The sequence below is a fragment of the Roseovarius sp. EC-HK134 genome, from assembly GCF_902498815.1.
GTDB lineage: Bacteria > Pseudomonadota > Alphaproteobacteria > Rhodobacterales > Rhodobacteraceae > Roseovarius > Roseovarius mucosus_A.
The window spans coordinates 639,008-665,637 of the sequence record NZ_LR701544.1 but is presented as its reverse complement, the minus strand read 5'-3'; the positions used below and the strand labels follow the sequence as shown (position 1 = coordinate 665,637).

Here is a 26,630-nt window from a genome sequence, read left to right as displayed (position 1 = left end):
GGTCTGCGCCGTCAATTGGGATTTCGATCAGCTAATCTATAGATGTCGGAATGCTGGACCTGATTTAATCTGATCGCACGTGTAGTCTTGGTCGGACAGTCGGACACAATCCTCTGTCCGACTGTCCGACCAAATGATGAAGCATGATGAACAATTAACCCACGTCCTTTACCAGCGCCATCAGTTCCGAATAACTGGTCACGACATCGTATTTTACGCGGTTGTCATTGATCCGCCGGCCGATTTCATCAAAGAACTTTCGCGCACATTTGATTTTGGTCTGCTCCAATTCGCGCATTTTCATCGAGGGTAGATCAGATTTGGTCTCTGCGACGAAGTAGAGGTGCTTGATACCGCCTTCTTTGAACGCGATCGCCCAATCCGGGTTGTAGTCCCCAACGGGCGTCGGGATCAGAAACCCGCGTGGCAATTTGGAGTAAACGACAACCTCTGCGCTTGTATCGAGATCCCTGACAAAGTCGCGCTCTACCTTGGAATCCACAATCGCATAATCGTAAACGTGATTTTTCAGCTTATCGGTGGCCTTCTTGAAGTCGTTGCCCGTTTCACCTGCAGTGAACAGCTCGGAGTCATAGCGCTCTTCGACCGTATCGTAGGTCAGCTTCTCGATGATCGCGGTTGCTTTTTGCTCTTGGATCAAGTGCGAGGCATCGGCGATGAACTGTTCGGGGTTCTTGGCAAACTCACCAAATTTCACCGGTTGTATCCCGGCCAGGATTTCGCCCACGGTCTTGCGGGTCAGATCGGTATTCTGGGCGATGGATCCAATGACGTCGTATGACACGCGGGAATGCGCGCTCTTGCCGCTCTCAGACCGAATTTTCCCCTGCACGAAGGCACTGCCAGCCCGAAGGCTCTCATCGGTCAGGTCATCGGACAAAGCACCCTCTGTCACCAGATATTGCAGCGGTGCCACCTGCAAATCTCTTTCTAACCGATCAACGCAGCTTTTGATCAGTGCGGTGCTGTCGAACTCGACCTGATAGACGGCCTTGCGGTTTATCCTACGCCATAGCTCTTGAAATTCCTTGCGCTGGAAATTTTCATTCAGCCGGTTTCTCTTTGGTGCGCGGCCATCGCTGAACATGTCGTCGATGGACCTGCCATTGAAGACAGTGTCGATAAGCGCGAAGACGGCATCGCGATGAGGTTCCAGTTCCTCGGGAAGTTCTGCCAGTTCCTCTGCCTTGCGGGCCTCGTGATAGATGGCGGTGATGTGGCCATCTTCATCCACATAGTCGCTCTTGATCAGAAAGCGCTCCAACTTCTTGGCAAGTGACTTGTCCAAGACCAGTTCCAGATCGCCGGTTTTCAACGTCTTGCCGTCGAAATACTCTGCATCCGCCTGCTTGGGCCGGGCCGAAAGGTTCTCGACGATCTCTTTCTGCAGAGCCGTCACAAATCCCTTGTAGCTTTCCGAGGCGACCACGGTCAGCACATTAACATCATGCACGATCACCGGATGATCCATCCGCTCGCCATTGCGATTGACCGCGATCCGCAGACCGCGCCCGACCTCCTGACGCCGTGAGATGGTGTTCTGGCTTTCATTGTGCTTGAGCATGCACATCACGAAGACATTGGGATTGTCCCAACCTTCACGCAGGGCCGAGTGGGAAAAGATGAACCGTGTGGGTTCCTCGAAGGACAGCAACCGTTCCTTGTCCTTCAGGATCAGATCGTAATCACTGGGTTCTGTCGATTGGCCTGCCAACTCCCCACGTGCGGCGGCCTTGGGGTCCGTCATCCGCCCCTTTTTGTCGATCGAGAAATACCCGCGGTGGGTCTTGGCCACCTCGATCCCGGCCAGATAGTCGCGATATTCCACATTTTCCAGCGGCAACTCAGCCAGAAGTGCTTCGACCGCTTGCGCGTATTCCTCCTCGAACACCCGGGCATATTCGCCCTGCTCGTCAGCTTGGTCGTAGTCGCGATACTTCACCACCTCATCGATGAAAAACAGCGACAGCACCTTGATGCCGCGCGCAAACAGCACCTGTTCGCGTTCCAGATGAGCCGAGATCGTCTCGCGGATCTGAATGCGCCGTATATCGCGTTCCGTCACATCGCCGGAGGCTTCGCCCGCGTGTAGAACATCACCGTTTGTGAAATGCACCGTGTCATCGCGCGCGTCGATATTGCTGACAACGAAATCCTTGTAGACCTCCAGCCCCTTGGACAGATCGACCAGGTTGCGCCCCTGTTCCAACTTGCGGGCGACACGTTTGATCCCACTCTGCATCTTGACCTCGATATCGACCCAAGCGACCGGCGCGGCGTTGGAGGTCTCGATCCGGTGCAAGAACAGATAAGGGTTCGTCCCACTTAGGCCTTTGGTTTCCACACCGCGCACCTTGATTTTCTTGACCAGCTTCCTGTTGAAAGCATCCACCGCATCCAGACGATGCACCTTGTTGTGGACGGTCCTGTGCGTGGCCGAATAGCGCAGGATGAAGAGCGGGTTGAACAGCGGCAAACTCTTTTGCGTCGCCGGCCCTTCCATCTTCTGCGGCTCGTCTAGGATCAGGATTGGCCGGTTCTTGGCGATAACGTCAATCGGGCGGCGCGACTGGAAATCGTCCAGCTCGTCGTAAATCCGCCGATTGTCGGCACCAGTGGCGGCGAACGCCTGAACGTTGATCACCATCACGTTGATCCCTGCGTCCGACGAAAAGCTTTCCAACTCGTGCAGCCGCTTGGAATTATATACAAACGTCCGCACCTTCTTGCCGTATTCCTGTTGGAAATGCTCAGCGGTCATCTGGATCGACTTGGCCACGCCTTCGCGGATTGCAACGCTGGGCACCATGATGATGAACTTCGACCAACCATAGCGCTTGTGCATCTCGAACATGGTCTTGATGTAGACATAGGTCTTGCCCGTGCCCGTCTCCATCTCGACGTCGAGGTTGATCTGCGCGCCCGGCTTATAGCTGGCGGGCTTCTTGTTGCCCTTGTCATCGGCGCAATGCGTCAGGCTGTCCGACGGGGGAAGCATTGCACCGCGCTGCACCTTGCGGATGTTCTCCAACAAGACATCTTCGGGCAGCCTGACAGGGGCGTTGCCAAAGCCCTCCACCTCCATCTTGGCCTGCCGGTCTGCACCCGGATCGATGGTGTATTTCAGAACATCCTGCCGGGGCTGGCCCTCGAAGCAATCGACCACGGCATCGACGGCATCGGTCTGATAGGGTTGCGACTTGAACTTGATTTTCATGACTGTCGCTTTCTTAAATCCAGCGCTTCTTTCTTAGATTCTTTCTTAGGATGTTCGCGTTTCATTCGCGCACCCTCCATTCCGGGGCAGCCCTTGACCCTGCATTGAAGATCGCCCCGCCCAAACGTAACTTAGTGAGAGTATTGCCTATTTTGTTCTTTTTCTGCGTATCGTTCAGCGCATCACTCAGCTTGTCCCACAGCAGCTCGTCGATTTGCTTTCTTGAGGCACTGCCGAACTTACTTAAAAACTTGAGCACCAGATCGGCATAATGCTGATCATCGAAAGCACTGGTCTTAATATACTCGGCCTGCCGGGAAGACGCGGCAGCCACGGCAGCCGACACACGAAGGTTCGGCCTGCGCCCTTCAACCAGCCCCCTGCGCTTCAGCGCCTGGATCGCCGTATCAGGCACCTCCAGCCGCTTCTGCACCCGGTCCAGCGCCAGCACGTCGATCAGCTTCAAGCCGCCGTTTTCCATCAGCACGCGTGTATAGGCTGGATCAACAACGCCGCCATAGACTGTCATCACCACTGCATCGCCCGCCACCTCGTAATCTGGCATCGGCAGATAGCGTTTGCGCTGCGTTTCATACATCCGCTGGATTCCGTAACCCATCTGGTCGATCATGTTCAGCTCGACCATGGCCTGCACCAGATAGGGGTTGCGATAGCCCCTCGGCGTCTTGTCACCGCGCACATAATCCTCGGGGGCGCCCTCAAAGAACTGGCCCGCGTTCTCCAACACCAAACGATCCGGTCTCTCGGTCACGATGATCCGCTGGTTCTGGCGGTAATCCTGATGGGCGATGCAGTTGTGCAGCGCTTCCAGCACCACCTTCTGGTCGTATTTCGACACCTCATGCGGCAGCAATTCGTCATCGGGCAACAGGCGCAGCTGGATGTTGCGGATGCGTTGATAGAGCTGCGAGGTCGCAAGCAAGAACGGCGGGCCGAAATGTTCATAGGCCGTTTCCGGTCCGACTAACTTCCAGGTCATCTGCGCGGGATGGGGGGACAGCAGATAGGCGCTTTCCGCACGCCCCAACAGCAACAGCGCCGTGCGGGTCACCTGTCCGCGTTGGGTCACCTTCGCGCGGTCCAGCAGGGTCGCCACCGACCAGCCGCGCACCTCATCCGCGTCAATCCGGTTTTGATGCTTCAGGGCAAAGTCACTGCGCGCGCGCTCCACAGCGGTCGGGTCCAGATCATCCAGCGTGGCGCCGTCCACCAACTGCGCGCTCCAGTCGGTGTCCAGCGTCTGCGCGCGGATCTCCTCCAGCTTGCCAATGTTCAGCGGGGCTAGGCTCTCGCCTGAGCGGGCATAGTAATGCCCCTTCCACGAAATCGGCATTCCACGCGGGGCGGGCGGCACTTCGAGCATGACCACGCGCGCGCCCTCCACATCCACCTCGTGGATCTGGCGCAGGGTTATCGTGGGGTCAGCCCCTTGGGCGATCTGCTGCTTCAGGCTGTCCAGGCGTTCACGCTCGGGCCGGTAACTGGTGCCCACCACCGTGCGCGTCTGGTTGCTGACGCCGAACACCAGCCAGCCCGCATCGGCGTCGCGCAGGTTCGCCTCGTTCGCGAGGGCCGAGAAATAGCGCCCGATCTTGTCGGTGTCATAGTCGTTCGACGCCTCCTTGAACTCGACCACCTCGTTTTCCCAGGTGGCGATCAGGTCGGTCAGTTTCTGGCGCAGCGCGGCGGGGGTCATCAGATGGCTTTGACGTCGGTGTCGGGCGACAGGGATTTGAAAATCTGCTTCACGTTGATCTTGGTCGCGTCGTCCTTGAAGCCTGTGTCCTTGAACACCACGCGCAGCGGTTTGCGGGTGGCGAGGGTTTTGACGAGGGTTTCATCCACGCCGTTGTCGAAGCAGGCGATCAGGGCGGTGCCGGCGACGGCAAAGACGGTCTTGCCGTCCAGGCTCTCGCGGGTGATGGGCAGGGTCAGGTCAACGCCCCAGTCCAGCAGCACCTGAAACAGCAGGTCTTCGGGGCTGCGGTCGGGTTTGATATTGTCCACGCGGGTCAGCAGGTCAGCCTGCGAGGTGGCGTCGGGGGTGTAATAGACATCGGCCATGTTCGAGCTGTCGATTTTCAGCACGCGAAAGCCCACATCGCGGTTCCAGTCGGGGTGACACTCCCCTTCGAGGATTTTTGCCCCCGCGCGGCGGATGCGTTCTTTGGAGATTTCGGAAACAACAAGTGGCACTCCGTTGTCTTTGCAGAACTTGGCGGCCACTTTGGAATTCAGTGCATTTTCGTTCAGCGGCTCGGGTATCTGAACTTGAATAAATTTTCTCGTTCCGCCATCTATCGAGTTCTGATGCAGGACAGCGTGTGCCGTGGAACCAGAGCCAGCAAAGAAATCCAATACAATTCCTTGCTGGTCTTCAAAAGTTACCAACTCGACCAACTTTCTAATCAGCTCAGAAGGCTTAGCAAAGGGAAAAACTTGAGTGTTACCAAGCAACTTCAGAATCTCATTGGTTCCATGCTGGCCATAAACCCCGTCAATTATCGAGAAAAATTTTGAAGCACGCCTTTCTCCATCAGCCTCTTTCAAATATTGTTTCGACGAAAGAGACCACGTCCCATCTTTTTGCTTCTGAAAGAAAACTTCTCCAGAAGTTAAGGCTTGGTTCATTCTGTCTTTGCTCCAGCGCCACTGTCGTTTTGGCCACACTTGCGAGCCATCCGGGGCCGACACTGGAAAGTTCAAGTTTGGTCGGTCTTCAAAACTTTTCATCGCTTCAAGCGGATGTGTTCTGAACGGGCCCTTTTCTTCGAAATACTCGTCTTTATTTGTATAGTATCTCTCCACCTGCGCCTCAGTTAGTGGGACATACAAATCAGCAACTGATCCAAGATCACGAGCATACATCAAGATATATTCATGAATAGAGACCAGATGTCTTTCTTTTGCTCCTCCGCCATACCGCTTCTTCCAGATAATATTATCAATGAAGTTCTCCGCCCCAAAAACCTCATCACAAAGCTTGCGAAGGTTATGGATTTCATTGTCATCAATACTTATTAGGATGATACCATCTTGGGTCATCAGGTTTCTAGCGAGCCCCAATCTAGCACGCATCATCGAAAGCCAATCCGAGTGAATCCGCCCATTCGATTGCGTATTCGCCACCAGCCGATTGCCCGCCTCATCCACCTGATTTGACTTGGCCAGAAACTCCGCCGTGCTCTCGGCAAAGTCGTCGTCATAAACAAAATCATTCCCCGTATTATAGGGCGGGTCGATATAGATCATCTTGACCTTGCCCAGATACGTCTCTTGCAGCAGTTTCAACGCCTCAAGGTTATCGCCCTCGATGAACAGGTTCCGGGTGGTGTCAAAATCCACCGACTCTGCCCGCACGGGCCGCAGGGTTTTGGCAATCGGCGCGTTGGCTGTGATCAGCGCCTGCCGCTTGCCCGGCCAGTCCAGATGATACCGCTCTTGCGGGCCGTCAACGATACTGTCGCTGAGTTCCTGCCGCAGCAGATCAAAATCCACCGCGCGGCGCAGCGTGCCATCCGGCCCCCTGCTTTCCGTCACACAGCCCGGAAACAGCGCCGCGATCCGCTCCACGTTTTGCGCGGTCAGGTCGGGGCTGTGCATCTTCAGCTTTTCAATCTCGTCACTCATGGTTTTCCCCCGCCCGTTTTGCTCGGGTCTTTCATATGGTCAAAGGCCGCCTGAGCCTCGGCCAATTGGCCATGCAGGGTCACTTTGATGTTGAATTGGCTTTCGCGTTTCAGCCTGGATTGAAGCTGCGCAATCTCACGTTCTTTTGCCCTGATTGCCGCCAGTCGCGCAAGGCGGGTCTCCACATCCTCGCCCGGCACCGGCGCCACCGGCATCAGCGCGGACAGCATCCGCTCATACAGCGCGCCCATGTTGACCGCCACCGGCAAGGGCGCGCGAGGGGCGTCACGCGCGACCCACTCGCCGCGCAAAGGATCGGACAGCACCCATTTGCCGCGCTCCGCCTCGGACGGGCGTTTGTAGGCGGCGGCAGTCTGGATGTGTTCGCCGGTCAACAGCTCGAACACAATCGGGAAGGGAACAGCGCGGTCAATGGCGCGCAGAACATCATCATGCAGCGCGTCGCCCTTGAGCGTGACGCGGAACACCTGAATTTCCGGCACGGCAGATGTGGCGGGCAGGTTCAGTGTCTCGGGCGCAAGCTTGTGTGCCCAGGTGATCTGGTCCACCTCGCGCACGAAACGGTCCCGCAGTGCCGTGCTGACGGCGGCGCCGTCATAGATGCGGGTCTTGGGGATCACGCGTTTGAGCGCGGTCTGGGGTGGGTATTGATACAGCGTCATGGGTCGCGCACCACGATGAAGGCGATGAGTTCGAAATCCTCCAGCCCCGCGATGGTCTGGGTCAGGGCCGTTGTATGCCCGCCCGAGAACAGGCTGTCGATGTCGCGCTCCTCCTTGACCTCGATCATCGAGCGGATCGCGTCATTGAGCAGGCCGGAATAGGTGCCCATCTTGCGCCCGTCCTGCGTTTCCGCGTTGAAAGCGGTGCAAAGGTCGCGAAATGGAATGGTGTTTCCCTTGCAGCCCGACCGGATCAGATCGAGCAGGCGTTTGACCTGTGTCTGATCCGCGATGATCTGACCGTCCTGACCGATGTAGATCAGGTAATAGGGATGCAGGCGGTTCTGCTGGCCCACGTTCACGCTGTCATGGATGTTGCGCAGCGTGAAGATCACGCCGGGGTGCAGGCCGCGCTTGGGGTCCGACGGAATGACCGTGTGCAGCCCATGCGGCATGCGCGGTAGGTCGTCATGGGTCTTTAGGTAGTTGAGCAGATCCATGCGGAAGTCGTTGAGGCCAAGGTCGGTGATGGAAATGCCGGTCTTGACGTCTTCCAGCTCGATCACCTCGTTCTGGAGACGTTGCAACTGATCCTTGCGGTAGGCCACGTCCGAGCTTTTGGAGGTCAGCACGTTGTCTTCACCGGTGCCCGCCATATCGACGATGTGCATCCGGTTCTCGACGCGTTCCTTGAGGTTGATGTATTCGTCTAGGCTGATGTCAGGCCAGTAGTTGGACAGCTGGATCTGGGTGTTTGGCGAGCCGATCCGGTCGATCCGGCCAAAGCGCTGGACGATGCGGACAGGGTTCCAGTGGATGTCATAATTGATCAGGTAGTCGCAATCCTGAAGGTTCTGCCCCTCGGAAATGCAGTCGGTGCCGATCAGGATGTCCAGTTCAGCCGGATCATCGGGCATGATCTTGTCCTTCTCCTTGGCGCGGGGGGCAAAGAGCGTCAGGACGGATTGGAAGTCATAGAATTTCTTGAGCGTGGTGCGCGGGTTGCCCGACCCGGTGACAATGCCGCTGTGAATGTTCTGTGCGTCGGCGAAATACGGCGCGAGCTGGTCGAACAGGTAGTTCGCGGTATCGGCATAGGCGGTGAAGACGACCACCTTGCGGTTATCAGCGTTCAGAGGGTTGGCCATCTTGCCCGCGATCTCGGCGATGAGATGCTGCAGCTTCGCGTCATCCTCGGGCGTGACCTTCTCCATCTCGGCAATCAGGCCGTCGATGATGATCTTGTCGACCGACAGCTCCTGCTTCCAGGCCGTGATGTCCATATCGGCGAGATCGATCTTGATCTTCTTGCCGACCGAGAAATCGGCGAAGTCGTCGTCTTCGTCTGCAACAGCTTCCAGGTCGATGTCCAAATCCTCGACCGTAGCTGCACCGCCCGAGGCCTCGAATTGCGCGATGGCATCCAGCGTGCGACCTATATTGCCCGACAGTGCGCCAAGGGTCTTGCGGAACGCATGGACCGAGCTTTCCAGCCGCTTGAGCAGGTTGGTGGTCATCAAGGCTTGCAGGCTCTTTTCGCGGTCAGCCTGTTTCAGCGTGCCTTTGCCGCCCTCCGTCTTGGTGTCATAGAGGTCTTCGTATTTCTTCAGACGACTGGGCTGGATATAGTTGACCGGCGCATAGACGGCCATCTTCAGGTCACTCAGCTGGGCGAAGATCTCGTTGAACCCGATGACATCGTCACGGTGCGTGATCGGCAGATGGTGCGACAACGGCTTCAGTCGCGTCGGGAACTTGCCGATATCCGCGGTGTCGTAGAAGGTTTCGATATGCTTGCGGGAGCGCGCGATCGTCACCGCATCGAGCAGCTCGAAGAAATCAAAATCCAGTGCCCTCAAGATGGAGGCTGGTGTCCTTTGATCCGGTGGGAGGTTGGACCAGACGTTGAAGGCAGTCTGTGCGCGGCGGAATATCTCCTCCACGCTGGTCTTGGTCTTCAGGTTCTTGCTCAGCGCATCTGAATGCCCTTCATAGGCGAGCGCCAGCTGGTTTCTCAGATCTGTGAAACGGTTGTTAACCGGCGTCGCTGACAACATCAGGACCTTGGTCTTGACCCCGGCCTTGATCACCTGGTTCATCAGACGTTGGTAACGGGTCTCGCGGTCCTTGTAGACATCGTTGTTCCGGAAGTTATGGGATTCATCGATGACAACCAGATCGTAATTGCCCCAGTTCACGCGATCGAGCCGCATCCCGAATGACTCGCCAGACGTGCGCGAAAGGTCTGTATGGCACAACACGTCGTATCGAAACCGGTCTTTGGCAAAGATGTTCGTGGTTAGATTGGCGTTATAGTTGCGCCAGTTATCGGCCAGCTTTTTGGGGCAAAGAACCAGAACGTCCTTGTTGCGTAATTCGTAATACTTAACCACTGCCAGAGCGGTGAAGGTTTTGCCCAGACCCACACTGTCGGCCAGAATGCACCCGTTATAGGTTTCCAGCTTGTTGATGACGCCAACTGCGGCATCGCGCTGGAAATTGAACAACTTCTGCCAAACTAGACTTTCAAGATAACCGGTTCGATCCTTGGGCAGCACATCCTCATCGATCTCGCTCAGGAAGTCGCTGAACAGGTTGAACAGGATCATGAAGTAGACCCGCTCGGCGGGGTTCTCCTGATACACGGACTCGATGTGCTCAAGGACCTCGGCCGTGACATCCCGCAGCTTTTCCTCGTCATGCCAGATCTGGTCAAAGAGGTTCAGGTAGGTCTGCGCGAACTGGGGCTCGTCCATGACCTGTGTGTAGCTGGAGACCGCATCCCCGCGCTGATACCCAAGGTCAACGGCAGTGAACCCGGACAGCGGCATATAGGCGGCGCCGGCATCAGGCCGTTGCACGTGTCCGAACTGCTGCATCGGCGCTGATGTGACGTTCGATTTGAAGCGCGCCTTTTTGCGGATCCAGTTGGCACATTCACGCGCGACAGCCCGTTGGGTCATCTTGTTTCGAAGTTGGATTTCGAATTCACTGCCAGAAAGAGAGCTTTTGCCTTGGTCCCTTGGAATAAAGAACTCGCGGCGTTCCTTCTTGATCCGGTCGATCGCGCTATTGGGAACAAATGTCGGCGAGGTAAAGATGAAACTGAAATCATTCAACTTGCTCAGCTCCGCCTTTAGAGCATCAAAAGCATAGATAGAGAAGCAAGCCGCTGCCACGCGGAACTTGGTCGCCTCTGCGAGTTCACTTTTGAGATCGTCTCCCAAGAGGTTCGTGGTGTTATCAATGATCCGCAAGAATGACCCCAGTCATCAAAATTACTTTTCAATCACAGCCTACTGGCAACTTTGAGATGTGCAACGTGTCGAATCCCAAAACTGAAACGCAGGTCACCTAAATTCACTCAGTTTCAGTGCTGGGTATGCCTTCGTTGCACGGGTCGTGTCGCTCAACGACGCATTGTTGGAAAAGCTCTATGCCTATTCAGACTGGCTCTCACGACTGCTGCCGTCACGCGACGTGCCTGAGTGGCGGTCCTATTTGAGGGTCTTCATAACGTTCGACTTTTCTGCCCTCGATCTTCATGCCGCAAGGTGGCTATTTTGAACCTCGATCCGCTGCCGGTGCGGTATCTGCTGTCCTGAGTCTCAAAATACGCACGACCTGACGTTGCAAAGTGAAGACTTGTGTTCACCAGCCAAAACATGACCGGCCCAGACCCGCCATAGACTGAGGGTTCAACCGCTGCGCTGCGGCTTCAACAGAGCTGCCATTCATACATTTTGCAGCATTTCTGGAGGGTGAAGGTCGGTAGAGCTGACCAAGCTGCCTTTAGCAGCGGTTGTTCCAATGGCCGTTTTAGTGCAGTCCGCCAAAACACAATCTATCCCTCAACCTGAGCACTCAACATTAGACTGAGGCTTTTCAGTGCGGGTGTCTGCAGCACGCGGGACTTGCGGCCGCACAAACATTACCAAATTTAGTTACCAAAAATAAGGTGCCATTTATGCCAGATGGGATGGTGAGATGCTTGGTCTTGATCCAGGATTGAGCACATCAACCAATCTTGGAGGTCCAAAATGCATACTGAGTCTTTGCCTCAAATCTCAAAGCATGCCGCGGTGCGCATGGCAGCTCGTGGTATCAATAAGCTGTTTCTCGCGGCCATTTTGCAGAACGCTGATGTAGAAACACCCGTTGGTAGTGGTGCCAGCGCTCTACGGGTCTCGCGCAAGCGCGCGCGGGTGCTCAATGTCGATGATCGGCTGCATCATTATGCTGTCGTTCTGAGCTCGGACGCAAAAGTCATCACTGTGCTTCCAATGAAGCCCGGCCATCATGGTCGTCGTTATCGTCATAACTAAATTAGGGCGTAAATCATGGAAAGACCTGAAAATCCGAACAAAGATCGTGTTCGTCGGGAGCGCAACAAACTACTCGCTCGGATCGACCACCTCTCCAACCACGGGCCAAAACATCTCAACACGGAACAGCGCCTGCTCGCAGCTCTTTTTGTGCGAGAGCAGTATGAAGCGTTGATCCGCCCTGCGGGATCCTTACGTCTGGCCGAGATTGAAGAAAAGCTCGCACGACTTGGCAATAGCCTATCCGGAATTCGTATCCATCGTTGGATGCTGCGAATTTCTGGACGCGACATTACTGAAGAATTGATCTCTCACTACGCCAACCGTCCGGAACCACTGAGGAAAACCAAGACCTATTTCGAGTTGGCTGACGCTCTTGCCCGTATTGGCGGAGACGATCCCATTGAAGCCAAGATCGCTTTGCTGCGCCGCACCAGTCTTGATACCATCCCATTGGCGGTTGAGGGTGAGGATAGCGAGACGCATTTTGATCCGTCAGTAGGCTTGCTGAGGCTGGTGCGAAATTTTGCGAGCGACACGGCTTATCGCCTGGATCTTGCAAATATTTATGATCAAGTTGAACGCCTGCAGGCCGCTTGGTCACATAGCGCAGCCAATCGCATCTTCCCCATGAGAGACGCGTTTGAACGATATACGCGTCACTCGCTCTTCTCCGGCATGTGGTCGATGAATGAAATTCCTGCCCTTCCTTCGGTCCGCTTGGCAGAAATTCCACTCGCTTATTTTTCTGACGCGGAGGTGATCCTCGCTGAGGATGACCGCGAACGCCATGCAGTGGGCAACCTGCGTGCAACCTGGTCGTTGCGCTTGTGCATCGCACCGACGGCAAAGAATAGCGTTACTCCGGCCATGATTCGAACGACCCGTTTGTGGCTTGAAGAATTCCCGGGGCCAGATGTCATTCCTCTCGAACGCCAGGAGATCATACACCCACACGGAGATGGCCTTGATGATTTGGTGCCGGGCAATCGTCAACGCGCCTTCTTGGCTGATAACTCAAATGTCACAATCACTTTCACAGAAGAAACCTCGCAAAGATATCTTCATCTTCGCGACAAGGATGAAATGTATAAGCGGACGACACCTGACGAAACGTTGCCACATGAAGACCTTGCCTGCGCTGTTATTGAACCACTCGACATCGCGCGCCTAAGCACTTGGTTCCGTGATGGCGCGGGTCGGGAGGACTACGAGATCGAGCGAGCCTCATTCCTCAATCACGACTGCACCGGCTCCGCTGGGAAGACGGTGCATTGGTTTCCAACGCCGTGCTTGGCACACGATCTGGAAAACTCGATCAGAAATGGACGGCTTCGAACGGAATTTTCTCAGTCTGCCAAAGCAATGCAACGTTCGCTCACAGCACTGGAAAAAAGCTGTCTCTCCGAGGCGAAATTGGCGGATCGGGATTTGAATGACACATGGGCGGCAGAGCGCGTCTCTTTGGATAGAAGCGGAGAACCCGAATGATGGATATGAACAAGGAGCTGCCCAAAGTGCAAAGACAAGACAAAGTTGTTCTTCACGGTATTGAACTAAATGTAGATTTTACGGGTCAAGGGCTTGTCGTTGACCACCTGACAACAAAGGCCGGGATTTACGCGGAGGTCTACACTCCAGAGCGCGGTGTTCGTATTGGCGAGACAGGTCGAAGCATTCGCGGAAAGATTAAACACGACATTCGTTGGTTCCGCTCGATGCGCGATGGGACGGCCCCGGAAAGCCAGCTTCGACGGACACTTCCTATCGCCCAAGCAGCAAAGTGCACTGGAGACATTGGGTTTGCATATTTCGTTGTTAGCAGCGACCCCCGTCTTGAGGACAAGGTTCTACGCCAAGTGTGCGAGCGCTTCATGTTCGAATGGGTGCGCAACCATCCCCACTGGGTAGACTGGAACCGACAACGCAGCTGGCGTTAAGTAATGATCAGAGCGGACATTGGCACCCGGTGCAACATCGCGAAGTTAGGGCTCACGGCCACTACGCAGCGGTGCGGCGAATTACTCCATTTCAGGGTCGCGCGAATGGCGACTCCAGACGTCACGGCATGGATGGTTCGGGCTTGCAGAGAAGGTCCACAGTCCGCCCTCAGGGTCGAGGGTTCCGGTCCGAGCTGCACCCTGCCGACCGTTTGAAAAGGGGCTGGGACCCGTCGTTTGTGCCCGAAGCAGGTGACGTCTGTGACAGCGATTGTAAGGCGCTCCGCGCTGTCATGCGACAATTCGGCGGCGAACCATGGAAATGGCCACTGGTGAATGTCAGCAACAAGCTCAGCCTGGAAGCTGATGCTACACATCCATCGGTCCAGCTCATCTTCCCTGATTTCGACCTAGAACGAAGGCGACCCAAGCATCCATCATCTCGCGCTGATTTTCCAGTAGATCCAAACGCTGGTATGATCGTAAAAGCTATACATAGTGATTTCCACGACGTCGCTTTATCCTCAAGTGGGTCCCTTGCCGGCTGATACTTCTGCAGGCAAAAGAGCTTTTAAACCTGTGGGGTCGGGGGATTGGTCAAGGAAATGCGCAGGTGGGTCGATCTTCTGACGGGCATCTTGCTGGTCGGGATCACATGTCTTGTGATCTTTCACGAATGGCATGTCGCGGAATGGATGGCACCCGTGAAGCCAGTGCTTGTGGTGTTGACCATCACGATTTTCGCAGCTCAGGTGCGCCTTGCACGCAAGGCGTTTGTCGCGGTTGCCCTCGGACTTACGCTGGCGCTGGCCCTCAGCGCACATGACTGGCAGGAGACGGTTCTGGATGGATTGCGCTCAGCGGCGTTCATCGCGGCCTTCTTCTCGGCGCTGTCGACCTTGCGCAATGTCGCGCAAACCTCGCCTGCTGTGCAGGCAGCGGGGAGATTCCTTTCCGGTCAGCGGCCCGGTCGGCGCTATCTGGCGCTGACCCTAGGTGGACAAGGCTTCGCGTTGCTGCTCAATTATGGTGCAATCCAGTTGTTGGGCGCTCTGGCGTTGGCGAATGCTGGTTCCGAGCCTAATGCCGAGGTGCGTGGCCACCGCATTCGTCGAATGCTCCTGGCGATTCAGCGGGCCTTTGTATCGACCCTCCCCTGGTCGCCCCTGTCCTTTGCCATGGCGATTTCGGTGAGTGTCGTTCCTGGCACGAGTTGGGCACAGGCGATGGTGCCGGGGATCATCTCCTCGGTGCTGTTGGCCGGGGTTGGCTGGGGACTGGACACTGCGTTCAAGCCGAGGCTGAGCGTGACACCACAACGCCAGGAGCCAGAGGGCTCTTGGGCCCTCATGTTGCCGCTGCTAGCGCTACTAGGGGTTCTTGTGATCAGTGTGATCATCCTGTCTGCGATTACGGACGTGCGGATCGTTGGGCTGGTCGTTGTCATTGTGCCGGGGATCGCACTGGTGTGGATGATCATCCAGCATTGGGCGCACGCACCTGTTCGATCGGTGGTGCGGCGGGTCGGCGATTACGTGTTCAAGGAACTACCGGGATATCGTGGAGAACTCACGCTGCTGATGATGGCAGGGTATATTGGCACCGTGGGCTCAGCCTTGTTGGGGCCGTTGATGCAACGCGCGGGGCTCGATCTATCGGTGCTTCCGCCCTGGGTAATCCTCGTGGCTTTTGTCTGGCTCATCCCGCTGGCGGGGCAGCTCGGGATGAACCCGATTCTTGCGGTGACGCTGATCGCGCCGCTCATTCCTGGCGCCGACAGTTTGGGCGTCACGCCGACGGCCATCGTCGTGGCACTGGTCGCCGGCTGGGCGTTGAGCGGGGCAAGTTCGCCCTTCACCGCGACAACGCTGCTGATCGGGTCTTTCGCGGGCATCAGCGCGCTGCGCGTCGGATGGGTGTGGAACGGCGTCTACACCCTGCTCTGCGGTGCGGTCCTGTCGATCTGGGTGGTGCTTTACGCCTTCGTGCTGTGACAGTCCAACCCGGCGTCATTAGGACAGGCGAGATGGCCAGGCGAGAGACATGGGGACGCAGCCCCGGATCTGTGAGCTGTGACGGGTAATGCAGGTCTGGCACCTCGGTTCGGCACTGTTGTCGGCGTTGTGAAGCCGCCAGTCGAGGGTATATCATCCCGAGGTGGATGACACTGCGGACCCGGCTACGTGTTCGTCTGATCAAGGAGATCCATTGTGAAACCTATGACACCCCTCGCGGCTCTTCTCCTGCTCACCAGCCCTGCATTTGCCGAAACGTGGCGGTGTGAGGTGCCCTATGACGAGGTCAACGGTGGCGGCCGTGTCACCATCGAGGACGACCGACTGGTCTTCCTGTCTAACTGGCCGCATCGTGACCCCGAGATTTTGAAATGCACCAGGAACGGTCTGACAAGTGAATGCATGTCGGCGGATCTTGCCGCGAATAGAAATGGCGGCGCGTCCGTATTCGCGAAGCTCTTCTCAATCGTCTGGCAAAAGGACGGCGGCCCTCCGGCGACCATCACAACACGGCAGCTTTCAGCGATCTTCCACGCCCATGAAAACGGCTATGCGATAGCCGAGGCATTTCCCTCCATCGGTTACCGGTTTCCCGTGACCGATTGCAAGGTAGATTGACCGGATGAAGGAAGGCAAACTGGTGCTGCAACCCAATCTGTAGACGGGCCGCGCCGCTGGACTATCTAGGGGGCAAACGAGAAGTGAATTCCCCTGTCGTCCTCGTCGTAGTTAACGGCGCAACACTTGCAGCGGTGTCAGCTTGGGGCGGGGCCATGATCGCCTGAGCGATCGGTTAAAGGGAAACACCTTGCCATTTTCAGTAGTTGTCGCGGTTTGAACAATGTCTCAATAATTGCCGGTGCAGTTGACCCTATCCTCTTAGACAGTAGGGGAGGTCGGACAGTCGGGCATTGGGTGCGTGTCCGACAGTCTGACTGCCCGACACGAAGAATATGGAACGGCATCTGACTGTGCTCTGTAGTGTCAAGCTGTCGCTCCGGGTCATGCTTTACGCATACGCCTTTTGGCGCTCCAATGACGGTGGCGGCTCTGTCGCTGATGATCTCAAGGCGCAGCTGGCTGCGTCCGTGTATCTGCCGAACTCGAATCGGTGTCTGGAGTGCCTGCTCTCGGTCTTTAGGTGGCAGAGACGGGGGGCGGAACACAGCGTGTGCGTGCCGGTCGTCTTGTTCCAGCGGTCAATTGCTTAGAGTTATCGGGTCTAATCGAGTCGTCTGCTCAGAAGGGGCCAAGATGTTATGGATCCATGATCCGATAAAGTGTTCCGGAGGCGAAAATTGTATCACGCCTAAGTTATTGAAAAACATTAACTTAGGAGACTTGGCTGGGGTGGTAGGATTCGAACCTACGGTACACGGTACCAAAAACCGACGCCTTACCACTTGGCTACACCCCAACGTGACGCGCTAATTACTCTGGAGCATGGTGCGGTTCAAGGGTGCTTGGCAAAAAAAACGTGGTGCGATCCAAATACATGGTTAAGTATATAATATAATTCAGTAAATTAAAGGACGCAGCGAGCGGTTACTCGAATGTTTCGCCGTCCATAACGCCCCAGAGCGCCGATTTCGGGGCCCAGCCATCATAGCCACCGGCGGAAACCGCGCACCAGTCGGGCTGGCATTCCTCGAGTCGGGCGATCACGCCTTGCTCCAGCCGGGCCACGACCATGGCCTTCGCATCAGGCTTGGCCAGCAAGTCCAGCATTTCAACTTCGACGCTGGCAGTGCGTACGCCGGACAGAAGCGTGTAATGGACCCATCCGCCCGCGCCGTCGCGATCCCGCACCCGGCGCCAATGGCCATGCTCTGCGGTGATCTCGAGCGGCATGTCGCGCCGTTTGAAAATCCAGTCGATACGATGCGTCAGGCTCGGGCCTCGGCGCACATTGCCTTCTGAGGCCTTCATCGACACAAAGCGGGGCAGTGGCAGGTTCGTGACCGGCCCGCGCTCTTGGCCCATGGCCGCAACGGGGCCCAGTCCCATCATTATGACAAGGGCGGCAAGCCCGGATTTCATCACCGTCATTCGAATTCTGCCCGTAATCTGCAAGGGGGTTCTTGTGCCCCGCTCTTTCCTGCGCCACTCTGGCAGCAACGCGCCTGAAAGGAAAGTTTCAAGGAGGGCTTCATGCCATCTGCACGCCTGAGTGTTGTTGTTACGCGACGCCTGCCCGAGCCGGTCGAGACGCGGATGCGCGAACTTTTCGATGTTCGCCTGCGCGAGACGGACGTGCCCATGACGCGAGAGGAACTGGCTCGCGCCGCCAAAGAGGCAGATGTGCTGGTTCCGACCTTGTCGGACCGGATCGACGCCAGCCTGATCGCGCAGGCCGGGGATCGGCTCAAACTGATCGCCAATTACGGGGCCGGGGTGGACCATATCGACGTGGGCACCGCGCGCCAGCATGGCATTCTTGTGTCGAACACGCCGGGCGTATCGGCTGATGACACCGCTGATATGACCATGGCCTTGATCCTCAGCGTGACGCGCCGCCTGCCCGAAGGGTTGGCGGTGATGCAATCGGGGCAATGGGGCGGTTGGTCACCCACGGCCCTGTTGGGGGGGCGGATCGCCGGGCGCAGGCTGGGTATCCTTGGCATGGGCCGGATCGGTCAGGCGGTGGCGCGGCGCGCGGCGGCCTTTGGCATGCAGGTGCATTACCACAACCGCCGCCGCCTGCGCCCCGAAATCGAAGAGAGCCTTCAGGCGACCTATTGGGAAAGCTTGGATCAGATGGTGGCGCGTATGGATGTGCTCAGCATCAATTGCCCGCACACGCCCTCGACTTTCCATCTTATGAACGCGCGGCGGCTCAAGCTAATGAAGCCCGAGGCGGTGATCGTCAACACGTCACGCGGTGAGGTGATTGACGAGAATGCCCTCACCCGCATGTTGCGCGCCGGAGAGATCGCAGGCGCCGGTCTTGATGTTTATGAACATGGCGCGGACATCAACCCGCGCCTGCGCGAGTTGAAAAACGTTGTGCTCTTGCCGCATATGGGGTCGGCCACCGTGGAAGGGCGGATCGAGATGGGCGAAAAGGTGATCATCAATATCAAGACTTTTGACGATGGCCACCGCCCGCCCGATCAGGTCGTCCCCTCGATGCTGTGACGGCTCGCCTTTGGGGCCAGTCTGGCCTATGACGGCGCGATGACACAGCCTGAGCCTTTTGAAATCTTTCTCGCCGCCGCTCCGGGGCATGAAACTGCCCTCGCGGAAGAGGCGGTGCAACATGGCTTTGGCCCTGTCACGATCCTGCCCGGCGGGGTCAGCTTTCGGGGGCTTTGGCCTGATGTCTGGCGCGCCAATCTTGTTCTGCGCGGGGCAGGGCGGGTGCTGGCGCGGATTGGGGCGTTCCGCGCGATGCATCTTGCACAGTTGGACAAGCGGGCGCGTAAATTCGATTGGGCGGCGCATTTGCGCCCGGATGTGCCGCTGCGCGTCGAAGTCACCTGTCGCAAGTCCAAGATCTATCATGCAGGGGCCGCGACAGAGCGGATCGTCAAGGCCTTGACCGAAACCTTGGGCGTGGCCGTCACCGAGGATGCGCCGCTGCGCCTGATGGCACGGATTGAGGATGATCTGGTCACTTTCAGCCTGGATACCTCGGGCGAGCCGTTGCACCGGCGCGGGTATAAAGAGGCGGTGGGCAAGGCCCCCTTGCGCGAAACCTTGGCAGCGCTCTTTCTGCAGCAATGTGGCTATGACGGGCGCGAGCCGGTGCTTGATCCGATGTGTGGCTCTGGCACTTTTCCCATTGAGGCGGCAGAGATTGCGGCGGGGCTGATGCCGGGCCGCGCGCGCCACTTCGCGTTCGAGGATATGGCGGCCTTTGACCCTGCGGTCTGGACCGCGCTCAAGTCGGCGCATGCGCCGCACGCCACAGCGTTGCGATTCATGGGATTTGACCGTGACGCAGGTGCCGTGCGGATGGCAACTGAGAATGCGGAGCGGGCGGGCGTGGCAGGCACTACGCAGTTTGCTTGCCAACCGCTTTCGGCCTTGACCCGCCCCGAAGGGCCGCCGGGATTGGTGATGGTCAACCCGCCTTATGGCGCGCGCATCGGCAATCGCAAGTTGCTCTTCGGTCTCTATGCCAGCTTGGGCGAGGTGCTGCGTCGCGAGATGCACGGCTGGCGGGTGGGGATTGTCACCAGCGATGGGGGCTTGGCCAAAACCACCGGTCTGCCCTTCTTGCCACCGGGGCCGCCGGTGGCGCATGGTGGGCTCAAGGTGACGCTCTGGCGCACCGATCCGCTTTAGGGGGGGGCTCATGCGCGGTCTGGTTCTGATCTTGTCGATCTTCGCAGGGGGTGCCGCTTTGGCACAACAGGCCGCCGACACTGTCGCACCAGAGGGGGCAGGGGCCGGGGTATTGCAGGTGCCCGCGCGCCTTCTGTCGGCGCAGGCGGCCAAAGACGCAGGCCAGCCGGTTGAGGCACAAAACTGGATGATCGCCGCCGCCCATCCGCTTGCCGTTGACGCCGGCGCAAGGGTGCTGCGCGAAGGCGGCACAGCGGCGGATGCGATGATCGCCACGCAGCTTGTGCTAGGGCTGGTGGAGCCGCAAAGCTCGGGGCTAGGCGGCGGAGCCTTTCTTGTCTGGCACGATGGCGCGAGCGGAGCGATCACCACGCTCGACGGGCGCGAGACAGCGCCTTTGGCGGCAACTCCCACACTCTTTCAAGATGCCAACGGGCAACCCCTTGCCTTCTTTGACGCGGTGGTGGGCGGGCGCTCGGTTGGCACGCCCGGCATCCCGGCGCTTTTGGCAGAGGCGCATGCCCGCTGGGGCCGCACGGCGTGGGCGGGGCTGTTTTCCGAGGCCATCGCCTTGGCCGAGACCGGCTTTCCCGTTAGCCCGCGCCTTGCCGGGCTGATTGCCGAGGATGCCGACCGCCTCAAGATATTCAAGGACACGCGCGAGTATTTCCTGCCCGGTGGCGCGCCGCTCGCGCCGGGGCACATCCTGCGCAATCCGGATTACGCCGATACCCTGCGTCTGCTTGCCGATAAGGGCGTATCGGCCTTTTACGCGGGTGAGATGGCGCTCGACATCGCGGAACGGGTGCAGCGGTCAGGTGGCAATCCGGGCGTTCTCAGCCCCTTGGACCTTGCCATCTACCGGGTCAAGGAACGACCTGCGCTTTGCACGCCCTATCGCGGCTATGAGGTCTGTGGCATGGGCCCGCCGTCTTCGGGGGCAAGCACGGTGGGGCAGATACTTGGCCTGCTGGAACCTTTCGATCTTTCATCTCTTGGGCCTCAAAGCCCCGAGGCTTGGCGCCTGATCGGGGATGCCAGCCGATTGGCCTTTGCTGACCGGGGGCGTTACCTTGCGGATAGTGATTTCGTGGCCGTGCCGCTCAAGGGCCTTTTGTCACCTGAGTACCTCAAACAGCGCTCTGACCTGTTGCGCGGCGATGATACCTTGCCGGAGGTGACGCCGGGCCGCCCCGACTTTGATCACGCCTATCTCTGGGCGGATGATCAATCGCTGGAACTGCCCTCGACCTCGCATATCTCGATTGTCGATGGCTATGGCAACGCCCTGTCGATGACGACGACGATTGAAAACGGGTTCGGGTCGCGGCTGATGGTGGGGGGCTTTCTGCTCAACAATGAGCTGACCGATTTCTCTTTTGCCACTCATGACTCAGGCCTGCCTATCGCCAATGCCTTGGCCCCCGGCAAGCGCCCGCGTTCCTCAATGGCGCCCACAATCCTGCGCCGCGACGGCGTGCCGGTCCTTGTGCTGGGCAGCCCGGGGGGAAGCAGCATAATTGGCTATGTTGCCAAAACCATCATCGCCTGGGTCGATTGGGGCCTTGATGTGCAACAGGCGGTCAGCCTGCCGCATCTGGTCAACCGTTTTGGCCCTTATGACATTGAACCGGGAGCGCGCGCCTTGGTGTCGCCTCTCACCGAGATGGGGTTCGAGATACGTGAGACGGCGCTTACCTCGGGCCTGCATGTCATCGCCATTGGCGCAGAGCTTGCAGGCGGTGCCGATCCCCGCCGTGAGGGTCTCGCCTTTGGGGAGTGACGGATTTTGAGTATTTGAGCCATAAAGAAACAGCTTTGTTTTCATCTGGCCTTAAATACCGCGGGGGGTTCGGGGGGCAGCGCCCCCCGCCTGCTCAGCCTTCGGCCAGATCGCGCAATATGGGGCAATCGGGCCGCGCATCCCCGGCGCATTCCCGCACCAAGTGGCGCAGCGTCGCCTGCATCGATTGCAACTGTGCGATTTTTTCGTCGATCTGCGCCAGATGCTCTTGCGCCAGTTGCTTGACATCGCTGCTGGCGCGATCCTGATCCTCATAGAGCGCCATCAGTTTGCGGCAATCCTCAATGGAGAACCCAAGCGCGCGGGCACGGCCCAGAAAGGCCAGCTTGTGACTGTCGCTTTGGCGAAACACGCGGTAGCCATTGGTATCGCGCAAAGGCCGGATGAGGCCGATTTCCTCATAATACCGGATCGTCTTAGGGGGCAGGCCGGTTTCGCGGGCCACATCCGAAATATTCATGCCGCAGCCCCCATCACCGGGCGCAGACGCTTAAGGCGCAGCGCGTTGGACAGCACAAAAACCGACGAGAGCGCCATCGCCCCCGCCGCCAGCATGGGCGACAAGAGGACACCGCTCACCGGATAGAGAACCCCCGCCGCCACGGGGATGAGTGCCGCGTTATAGGCAAAGGCCCAAAAGAGGTTTTGCCGGATGTTGCGCAGCGTGCGATGCGAGAGCGCCTGTGCCTCGACCACCCCGGTCAGGTCGCCTGACATCAGCACCACATCTGCCGCCTCGATCGCCACATCCGTGCCGGTGCCCACGGCGATTCCCACGTCGGCCTGCGCCAACGCGGGCGCATCATTGATCCCGTCCCCGACAAAGGCGAGCGTGCCAAAGCGCGCTTGCAAGGCGCGCACCGCCGCCACCTTGCCTTCGGGCAGGACTTCGGCCTCGACATGGTCGATGCAGAGGTCGCGGGCGATGGCATGGGCGGTGGCGGCACTGTCGCCTGTGATCATCGCGGTTCTGATCCCCTTGGCATGCAGGGCGGCGATCACCGCAGCACTGGTCGGTTTGACCTGATCGGCAATGCCCAGCACCGCCACAAGATGTCCGTCAACCGCGATGTGAATAGCGGTCTGCCCTGCGTCGGCCAAAGAGGCGGCCTCATTGGCCAAGGCATCGATCGCGATGCCCTCGCGCGTCATCAGCCGCGCCGCGCCGATCAGCACGCGGGCGCCTTCGACCTCGGCGCTTAGCCCGTGGCCAGCGATGGCGCGCACAGCATCAGCCGCCGGCACCTCCAGCCCGCGCCGCGCTGCTTCGGCCTCGACCGCGCGGGCGATGGGATGTTCAGAGCGCGCCTGAGCCGCCGCTGCCAGCCGCAGCACGGTGTCCGCCTCTTGCCCCGCAACCACGGCAACCCGCGTCACCTCGGGCTTGCCACGTGTCAGCGTGCCGGTCTTGTCAAAGGCGATGGCGCGCACCTCATCCAGCCGCTGCAACGCTTCGCCCTTGCGAAAGAGCACGCCCAGGTCTGCCGCGCGCCCGGTTCCCACCATGATCGAGGTCGGCGTCGCCAGCCCCATCGCGCAGGGGCAGGCGATGATCAGCACCGAAACCCCCGCCACCAGCGCATGGGTTAGAACCGGGGCGGGGCCCAGCAGCAGCCAGACCGCCACCGTCAAAAGCGCAATCGCAATCACCACCGGCACAAAAATTCGCACCACCCGGTCGGCCAGCGCCTGCACCGGCAGCTTGGCCCCCTGCGCCGTCTCGACCATCGCCACGATGCGCGCGAGCACGGTATCCTGCCCCACCGCCGTCGCACGAAAGCTGAGTGCGCCCGCACCATTGACCGTGCCGCCGACGATACTGTCACCGGGCCCTTTGGCTACGGGCAGCGCCTCGCCGGTGATCATGGATTCATCGATGTAAGACTGGCCTTCGATCACCTCGCCATCAAGTGCCACCCGCTCGCCGGGACGCAGATGGATCAGATCGCCAAGCGCCACCTCCTCGATGGGCAGATCGTTGACCTTGCCGTTGCGCGCGACACGGGCTGTCTTGGGCTGCAATCCGATGAGCCGCTGGATCGCTGCGCCCGTGCGCCCCTTGGCCCGCGCCTCCAGCCAGCGGCCTGTCAGGATCAACGTGACAATCACCGCCGCCGCTTCGAAATAGACAGCGCGCGTGCCCTCGGGCAACACGGCAGGGGCAAAGAGCGCCACGGTGGAATAGGCCCAAGCCGCAGTTGCGCCCAGGGCGACGAGGCTGTTCATATCCGGCGCGCCTTTGAGCAGCGCAGGAACCCCCAGACGGTAGAATTGCCGCCCCGGCCAGATCAGCACCAGCGTGGTCAGTCCGAACTGAATCGACCATGACAGAGCCATGCCAAGCGTCGCCATGATCAAATCATGCAGCGCGGGGATCATGTGCCCCCCCATTTCAAGCACGAAGACCGGCAAGGTCAGCAGACCCGCGATCAACATCTGGCGTCGGGCTTGCGTGATCTCTGCCGCACGCCGCAGAGCGGGGTCCTCGCCATCCTGACTGCGCAGGCGCGCAGGATATCCCGCCTCGGTCAAGGCGCGCGCAAGGGTGCGCGCATCGGTGCTGCCCGGCAGATAGCGCACATGGGCAGTTTCCGCAGCAAGATTGACCTGCGCCTCAAGGACGGCGGGCAGCGCGTGCAAGGCGCGCTCGGCACGGTCCACACATGAGGCGCATGTCATGCCACTGACGGTAAGGATCACACTGTCTTCACGGGCCGGATAGTTAGCGGCACGTAAGGCGGCTGTAATCTCGGTGGCCTGCGCCCCATTGAGGGCCATCTGCGCCGTGCCATTGGCAAAATTGACCGAGATCTCCTTGAGCCCCTCTACTCCGCCAAGTGCCCGCTCGGCGCGACCCGCGCAGCCTGCACAGCTCAGCCCTTGGACTTCGATTCTCAGGTTTGTGGGCTTGGCCATCTCGATTCCTTTGGTCATTTGGCCCTGAAATAGGGGTTCCAGTGACTGTAAGGTCAAGGGGCCATGCCGGAAATGTAGTAAAACAAGGCGATTTGCGGGAAAATTAAGCGGCGTGAAGAAAATTTCATTTTTCTGTAAAAAAGCACTTGCGACTCTCCGGGCTCATCCGTAAATACCCCTTCACCGGCGCTGCTGAGGCGGTTGCTGGGACGCGGAACGGACTTGGGCGGATGTCTTGGGAAGGGAAGCGGCTAGAAATTCTGAGGTAGGATTGGCGGGTTGCGCTAGGTAGATTGGCGCTCTCGGTTGATTTTGTCTCGACGCTCTTTGAAAATTTAGTAACTGAAGAGATATGTGGGCGGTTTGGTTCATTTCGATGGATCAACGTCTGTANCCATTCGCCCCCCCTGCCCGAAACCGACGCATCATGTCGAAAACATCTGGTCCCTCATCCTTCGTCCTGCCATGGTAGCCCCACCATGCGCCTGCTCATTTCCTTCGCCGCCCTCTTTCTCTCGGTCGTGCTCCTGCAACTCTCGACAGGCGGCGTGGGTCCACTTGATGCGCTCTCAGGTCTGGCACTGGATTTCACCACGGCCCAGATCGGACTCCTCGGCTCGGCGCATTTCGTGGGTTTCTTCATCGGTTGCTGGTTCGCCCCTCGCCTGATGGGCACCATCGGGCATAGCCGCGCCTTCGCCGCCTTCACCTCGGCGGGGGCCATCGGCCTTCTGGCACATATGCTGGTGATCGACCCCTACGCTTGGGCGCTGATGCGCGTGGCCTCTGGCCTCTGCGTGGCGGGCTGTTACACTGTGATCGAGGCTTGGCTTCAGGCCAAGGTCACGAATGAAACACGCGGGCGCGCCATGGGCATTTACCGCGTGGTCGACATGGGCGCATCTCTCGCCGCCCAATTGCTGATTTCTGTTTTAGCACCGGCCTCTTACGTCTCTTACAACCTGCTGGCGCTCCTGTGCTGTGCTGCGCTTTTGCCGCTCACCCTGTCGCGCCTGCGCGAACCCGAAACGCCAGACGCCCCCCGCCTGCGCCCCATGCTGCTTATCGCCTGCTCGCCACTGGCGGCGGCGGGCGTGCTGGTCGCGGCCCTCTCCAGTGCCTCGTTCCGTATGGTCGGCCCCTTGTACGGCCAGCAGGTGGGCCTTGCCGTCGACCAGATCGCAGGCTTTCTCGCCGTCTTTGTTTTGGGCGGCGCGGTCGCGCAATACCCGGTCGGCTGGCTCGCGGATCGCTATGACCGACGCTGGGTCCTGATCGGACTCTCAGTAGCGGCGATCCTGTCCTCGGTCGCAACCGCCATGACCGAAAATCTCGACACCTTCGGTATCCTGATGACCGCCTTCTTCTTTGGCATGACCACCTTTCCAATCTATTCGGTCAGTGCCGCCCACGCCCATGACTTCGCCGAGGCGCATGAACGTGTGGAACTTTCCGCCGCCCTCATGTTCTTTTTCGCCGTGGGCGCCATCGCGGCCCCCCTCATGGCCTCCACCCTGATCGAGGCCTACGGCCCCCCCGCCATGTTCGTGATGATCGCAGCCGGCCACGCCCTCCTTGTCGTCTTTGGCCTTGTTCGCATGCGCGCCCGCCCAGTCGCCGAACGCCGCACCGCCTATGTCTGGTCGCCGCGCACCTCCTTCCTGATCGGTCGCCTCACCGGGCGCAGCCGCGACAAAGACGGGAACGAACGCTAGAACTGCCTGCAAAACCAAGCTAAACGGGGCCAAACCGTCAAGGAACAGGCGCG

The 26,630-nt window shown here is 58.7% G+C and carries 17 protein-coding genes and 1 tRNA gene; 9 read left to right on the top strand and 9 right to left on the bottom strand.

Annotated features, from left to right (window positions below):
• Positions 1 to 154 precede the first annotated feature (154 nt).
• From GC127_RS07180 to GC127_RS07160, 5 genes are all read right to left on the bottom strand, one after another.
• Positions 155 to 3,238, bottom strand: a complete 3,084-nt coding sequence (locus GC127_RS07180; RefSeq protein ID WP_151977289.1) for a type III restriction-modification system endonuclease — start codon at positions 3,236 to 3,238, stop codon at positions 155 to 157.
• 61 nt (positions 3,239 to 3,299) lie between these two features.
• Positions 3,300 to 4,955 carry an RNA-binding domain-containing protein gene (locus GC127_RS07175; protein WP_151977287.1) on the bottom strand — a complete coding sequence of 552 codons (1,656 nt, stop codon included), beginning with the start codon at positions 4,953 to 4,955 and terminating at the stop codon, positions 3,300 to 3,302.
• Complete coding sequence (locus GC127_RS07170; RefSeq protein WP_199861208.1) at positions 4,955 to 6,889, bottom strand: site-specific DNA-methyltransferase; 1,935 nt, start codon at positions 6,887 to 6,889, stop codon at positions 4,955 to 4,957. The genes GC127_RS07175 and GC127_RS07170 overlap by 1 nt, the downstream gene beginning before the upstream one ends.
• A complete protein-coding gene (locus tag GC127_RS07165) occupies positions 6,886 to 7,572 on the bottom strand; it encodes a DUF4391 domain-containing protein (RefSeq protein WP_151977285.1) in 687 nt (228 codons plus the stop codon). The genes GC127_RS07170 and GC127_RS07165 overlap by 4 nt, the downstream gene beginning before the upstream one ends.
• Complete coding sequence (locus tag GC127_RS07160) at positions 7,569 to 10,829, bottom strand: helicase-related protein (RefSeq protein ID WP_151977283.1); 3,261 nt, start codon at positions 10,827 to 10,829, stop codon at positions 7,569 to 7,571. The genes GC127_RS07165 and GC127_RS07160 overlap by 4 nt, the downstream gene beginning before the upstream one ends.
• Positions 10,830 to 11,612: 783 nt before the next feature.
• Here GC127_RS07160 and GC127_RS07155 point away from each other — a divergent pair.
• The 5 genes from GC127_RS07155 (at position 11,613) to GC127_RS07135 (ending at position 16,470) form a co-directional block, all read left to right on the top strand.
• On the top strand, positions 11,613 to 11,897 hold the full coding sequence (locus tag GC127_RS07155; RefSeq protein ID WP_151977281.1) for a hypothetical protein: 285 nt from the start codon (positions 11,613 to 11,615) through the stop codon (positions 11,895 to 11,897).
• 15 nt (positions 11,898 to 11,912) lie between these two features.
• Positions 11,913 to 13,388, top strand: a complete 1,476-nt coding sequence (locus GC127_RS07150) for a hypothetical protein (protein WP_151977279.1) — start codon at positions 11,913 to 11,915, stop codon at positions 13,386 to 13,388.
• On the top strand, positions 13,385 to 13,837 hold the full coding sequence (locus tag GC127_RS07145) for a hypothetical protein (RefSeq protein ID WP_254700027.1): 453 nt from the start codon (positions 13,385 to 13,387) through the stop codon (positions 13,835 to 13,837). The genes GC127_RS07150 and GC127_RS07145 overlap by 4 nt, the downstream gene beginning before the upstream one ends.
• Positions 13,838 to 14,442: 605 nt before the next feature.
• Complete coding sequence (locus tag GC127_RS07140; protein ID WP_151977277.1) at positions 14,443 to 15,831, top strand: hypothetical protein; 1,389 nt, start codon at positions 14,443 to 14,445, stop codon at positions 15,829 to 15,831.
• Positions 15,832 to 16,056: 225 nt separating this feature from the next.
• Positions 16,057 to 16,470, top strand: coding sequence for a hypothetical protein (locus GC127_RS07135; protein WP_151977275.1), 414 nt, complete (start codon positions 16,057 to 16,059; stop codon positions 16,468 to 16,470).
• A gap of 724 nt (positions 16,471 to 17,194) precedes the next feature.
• Here the strand turns inward: GC127_RS07135 and GC127_RS07130 are convergent.
• Positions 17,195 to 17,269, bottom strand: a tRNA-Gln gene (locus tag GC127_RS07130).
• A gap of 128 nt (positions 17,270 to 17,397) precedes the next feature.
• Positions 17,398 to 17,901, bottom strand: a complete 504-nt coding sequence (locus tag GC127_RS07125; protein WP_081507015.1) for an SH3 domain-containing protein — start codon at positions 17,899 to 17,901, stop codon at positions 17,398 to 17,400.
• Between the two features lie 102 nt (positions 17,902 to 18,003).
• Between GC127_RS07125 and GC127_RS07120 the strand changes: the two genes are divergently transcribed.
• From GC127_RS07120 to ggt, 3 genes are read left to right on the top strand one after another with little or no spacing between them, the layout of a single operon-like run.
• The gene (locus GC127_RS07120) at positions 18,004 to 18,990 is read left to right on the top strand and encodes a D-glycerate dehydrogenase (protein WP_081507014.1); all 987 of its coding nucleotides are present in this window, start codon (positions 18,004 to 18,006) and stop codon (positions 18,988 to 18,990) included.
• Between the two features lie 39 nt (positions 18,991 to 19,029).
• Positions 19,030 to 20,142, top strand: a complete 1,113-nt coding sequence (locus tag GC127_RS07115) for a class I SAM-dependent RNA methyltransferase (RefSeq protein ID WP_151977273.1) — start codon at positions 19,030 to 19,032, stop codon at positions 20,140 to 20,142.
• Positions 20,143 to 20,152: 10 nt separating this feature from the next.
• Positions 20,153 to 21,925, top strand: coding sequence for a gamma-glutamyltransferase (gene ggt, locus GC127_RS07110; RefSeq protein ID WP_151977271.1), 1,773 nt, complete (start codon positions 20,153 to 20,155; stop codon positions 21,923 to 21,925).
• A 94-nt stretch (positions 21,926 to 22,019) separates the two neighbouring features.
• On the opposite strand, the gene cueR is transcribed toward ggt, so the two are convergent.
• The gene (cueR, locus tag GC127_RS07105) at positions 22,020 to 22,406 is read right to left on the bottom strand and encodes a Cu(I)-responsive transcriptional regulator (RefSeq protein WP_081507011.1); all 387 of its coding nucleotides are present in this window, start codon (positions 22,404 to 22,406) and stop codon (positions 22,020 to 22,022) included.
• Entirely contained in the window at positions 22,403 to 24,862 is a 2,460-nt protein-coding gene (locus tag GC127_RS07100) for a heavy metal translocating P-type ATPase (RefSeq protein ID WP_199861207.1), read from the bottom strand. The genes cueR and GC127_RS07100 overlap by 4 nt, the downstream gene beginning before the upstream one ends.
• A gap of 479 nt (positions 24,863 to 25,341) precedes the next feature.
• On the opposite strand from GC127_RS07100, the gene GC127_RS07095 reads away from it, so the two are divergent.
• The gene (locus tag GC127_RS07095; RefSeq protein WP_008279138.1) at positions 25,342 to 26,577 is read left to right on the top strand and encodes an MFS transporter; all 1,236 of its coding nucleotides are present in this window, start codon (positions 25,342 to 25,344) and stop codon (positions 26,575 to 26,577) included.
• Positions 26,578 to 26,630 lie beyond the last annotated feature (53 nt).